Origin of the sequence: Streptomyces rectiviolaceus, assembly GCF_039533825.1 — a bacterium.
Classification (GTDB): domain Bacteria; phylum Actinomycetota; class Actinomycetes; order Streptomycetales; family Streptomycetaceae; genus Streptomyces; species Streptomyces rectiviolaceus.
Map to the genome: position 1 here is coordinate 1 of NZ_BAAAUG010000089.1, position 3,408 is coordinate 3,408.

Annotated in this window: 3 protein-coding genes; all 3 read right to left on the minus strand. The window is 72.1% G+C overall.

Annotated elements, in window-relative coordinates; translation table 11 throughout:
- On the minus strand, positions 1-1,583 hold a 1,583-nt coding region (locus ABD378_RS24970; RefSeq protein WP_344523944.1), incomplete at its 3' end, for an AfsR/SARP family transcriptional regulator.
- Between the two features lie 3 nt (positions 1,584-1,586).
- A complete protein-coding gene (locus ABD378_RS24975) occupies positions 1,587-1,712 on the minus strand; it encodes a hypothetical protein (protein WP_344523946.1) in 126 nt (41 codons plus the stop codon).
- 117 nt (positions 1,713-1,829) lie between these two features.
- On the minus strand, positions 1,830-3,200 hold the full coding sequence (locus ABD378_RS24980; RefSeq protein ID WP_344523948.1) for an amino acid adenylation domain-containing protein: 1,371 nt from the start codon (positions 3,198-3,200) through the stop codon (positions 1,830-1,832).
- Positions 3,201-3,408 lie beyond the last annotated feature (208 nt).

Below are 3,408 nucleotides of genomic sequence, written 5' to 3' on the forward strand. Positions count from 1 at the left end.
GCCCCTAGGGCCGGTTCCAGGCGGCCTCGTACGGTCGTGTACTGCTCGACCAGCGCACTCAGCGGTACACCGGGGTTGGCCGCCAGCCACTGGGCGACGATGCGCAGCGGCAGCGGGAGCCCTCCGCACAGCGCCACCAGGCGCTCGGCGGCCGGATCCCGTCGTTCAAGCCGTCCCCCGCTGAGCAGGGCCAGCAGATGCGCTCCCTCCCCGGCGGTCAGCGGCCCGATCGTGTCCAGGTGCGCGCCGTCGCGGGCCGCGAGCGCGCCGAGGTGCTGCCGGCTCGTCGCGAGGACGCCGGACGAGCCGCGCGGGATGAGCGGCCGCACCTGCTCGGCGCTGTGTGCGTCGTCCAGCACCACGAGCATCCGCTGGCCGTGCAGCAGGCTCCGGTAGAGGGCCGTCCGGGCGGCCGAATTAGGCGGCACCCGTGCGCCGTCCACGCCCAGGCCGCCCAGGAGCTGCTCCAGGGCGTCCGCGGCGCTCGCCGGCCCCCGCTCCAGGTCGGCGCCCTGAAGGTCCACGTACAACTGGCCGTCGGGGAAGCAGTCGACGAGGCGGTGCGCCAGCTGCAGCACGAGCGCCGTCTTGCCGACGCCTGCCGGGCCGCCGACCACCACGACCGGCGTCGTCGGGCCGCCGCGGGCGCTCTCGCCCCGCACCGCCTCCTCCAGCCGGGCCAGCTCCTCGGTCCGGCCCACGAACCCCCGGGCCAGGGGCGGGAGTTGGACCGGTTTGGGCGTGCCGGGCAGCAGGCCCCGGCGGTGCGCGAACAGCGGGGATGCGGTGTCCGCGCCGGGCGCGAGGAGTTCCGGATGCCCGGACAGGATCTGCTCGTGGAGCGTGCGCAGGTCGGCGCCGGGCTCTATGCCGAGTTCCCGGATCAGCAGGTCCCGGGTCTCCTCGTACATCCACAGTGCGTGGGCCCGGCGCCCGCTGCGGTAGAGCGCGAGGATCAGCAGCCAGCGCAGCTTCTCCCGCATCGGTTCCTCGGACACCGTCCCCGGCAGTTCGGTGACCAGTTCGGCGTGGTGGCCGGCCGCCAGCATGTCGGCGGCCCGCTCCTCCACGACCGTCAGCCTCAGGTCCCGCAGCCGGTCGCGCTCCATCGCGGCGAAGGGGCCGGGGATCCTGAACAGCGCCTCGCCGTGCCAGTACGACAGGGCCTGCTCGTACAGCCGCAGCGTGGCATCGACGTCGCCCTGGCCCCGCGACCTGCGCGCGTCACCCAGAGTCCGGGTGAAGAGCGTGACGTCGACGTCCGCGGGATCCACCCGCAGGCAGTACCCGCCGGATTCGGAGGCGAGCACCGTGCCGGCCGCCCGCCCGGCCCGCCCGGGCTCCAGCACCCGGCGCAGTCCGGCCACATAGGTGTGCACGCCGTTCACGGCCGTCTGCGGGACGTCGCTGCCCCACACCGCGTCCACGATGTTCTCCACGCCCATGATGTCGCCCGGCCGGCTCGCCAGCAGGCTCAGCACGGCCCGCTGTTTGGGCGGGCCAAGCGCCATCTCCGCCCCGTCGCGCCAGGCACGTACCGGTCCGAGCAGCTGAATGCGCAGGGTCGCTCCCGTGGTCGCCATGGATCACCACCTCCTGAAGTGCTGGTCCGCCCGGTCGGGGACGGGCTCCGGGAGCTGGGCGGCCGCGCCCGCCCGCGCGTTGCCCGGCGCCGGCGCGAAGTCGGCCTGCGCGAGCCGGAGGCTGGTCACCCAGCCCGAGATCTCGTAGACCTGCCAGGTCGCGGCGGTTCCTGTGAGCGCGCTCCCCAGGAGCAGTCCGACGCGCCCGGTGAAGAGCCGGCGGTCCCCCGCGCCAACCCCGCCACCTCAAACGCATCCCGCACCGACACCCGACCGACCACCCGGATCCGGCAACGCACCCCGATCAACTGTGCCGTTCGGCGTCAACAGGAACTCATCCACCACCTTGACCTGGTGGTCCATGCGCCCGAGAAATTCCAGGGAGCCGTTCCGGTCGCGCTGCACCAGGTCGCCGGTGCGGTACATCCGCTCCCCGGTCCGGAAGGGGTGCCGCACGAACGCCCGCTCCGTCTCCTCGGGCCGGTTCAGATAGCCGCGGGCCAACGCCACGCCGGACACGCACAGTTCACCCGGGGTGCCGTCCGGGGCGCGTGCACCGTCCTGGTCCAGTACGTAGAGGGTGACGCCGGCGATCGGGTCTCCCAGGGGGACCGTGTGCACCTCGGGGAGGTCGATGAGGGACAGGTCCTGGGCCGACACGTAGATCGTCGTCTCCGTGGGACCGTACAGATTGATCCCCCTCGTGCAGTGGTCGCGTATCCAGACGGCCAGATCGGCCGGCAGCGCCTCGCCGCCGCTCAGCGCGGTGAAGGCACCCGAGGGCCGCCACTCGCCCTCCCGCAGGATCTGCCAGGTGACGGGTGTGGCCTGCATGACGGTGGAGCCGCTGTCGGCGATGATCCGGCCGAGCCGCGCCGCGTCGGCCAGGGCGTCCTGGGGTGCCACGCAAATGCCGGCGCCGCTCAGCAGGGGCACCAGATAGTCGATCAGCGACACGTCGGACGCCGGGCTGACGACGCTGGTGAAGACGTCATCGGGACCGAGCCGCAGCATCTCCGCGATCCGCAGGGTGACGTTGAGCAGCGACCGGTGGGTCACCTGAACGCCCTTGGGGCGGCCGGTCGACCCCGACGTATAGATGACGTATGCGACGTCACCGGCGGCCGGAGCGGCCGATTCGGCACCGGGGCGGCGGCCCGTCCGCCGGAGCGGTGCGTCCAGCGCGATGACACGGGGAACCGCTTCGGCGAACGGCTCCGCGAGATCCGCGTGGGTCAGCAGGACCATGCTCGCGCAGTCCCGGAGGATGTACTCGATCCGCTCGGCGGGAAAGGCCGGGTCCAGGGGTACGTAGACGGCCCCGGCCAGCCAGATGCCGAGCAGCACGGCAACCGTGTCGGTCGTACGGGGCAGCAGGACGGACACGACGTGCCCGCGCCGGACCCCGGCTTCGGCGAGCTCGTCGGCTATCGCCTCGGCGCGCTCCCACAGCTCGGTGTAGGAAAGTCCTTTTGCACCACCGCAGTTGACCGCCTCGGTGCCGCTGCGCGACAGAAGCCGGCCGCCGATCACGTCCAGGACCGTCGCGGGGATGCCCACGACGATTCCGTCGGACCGGGATGTCGTGCCCTCACCGGCATTGACCGAGGTAGCCATGTTGAACCCAATCCTGGACGCGTTGCAGGGCCGGGAAGCCGTGCGAGTCGATTCCGATTCGCCGAGGCGGCGCGAATTCAGCAGAAGGCGCCCTGCGCAGCGTGTGTCCCCTCGAGATTCACGCACCGATTCGGCGGCATGGGTCAGCCGCCGGTTATCCGGGCGAAGTTCGCACCCATTAGAAACACACATGACATGGCTTCACCAG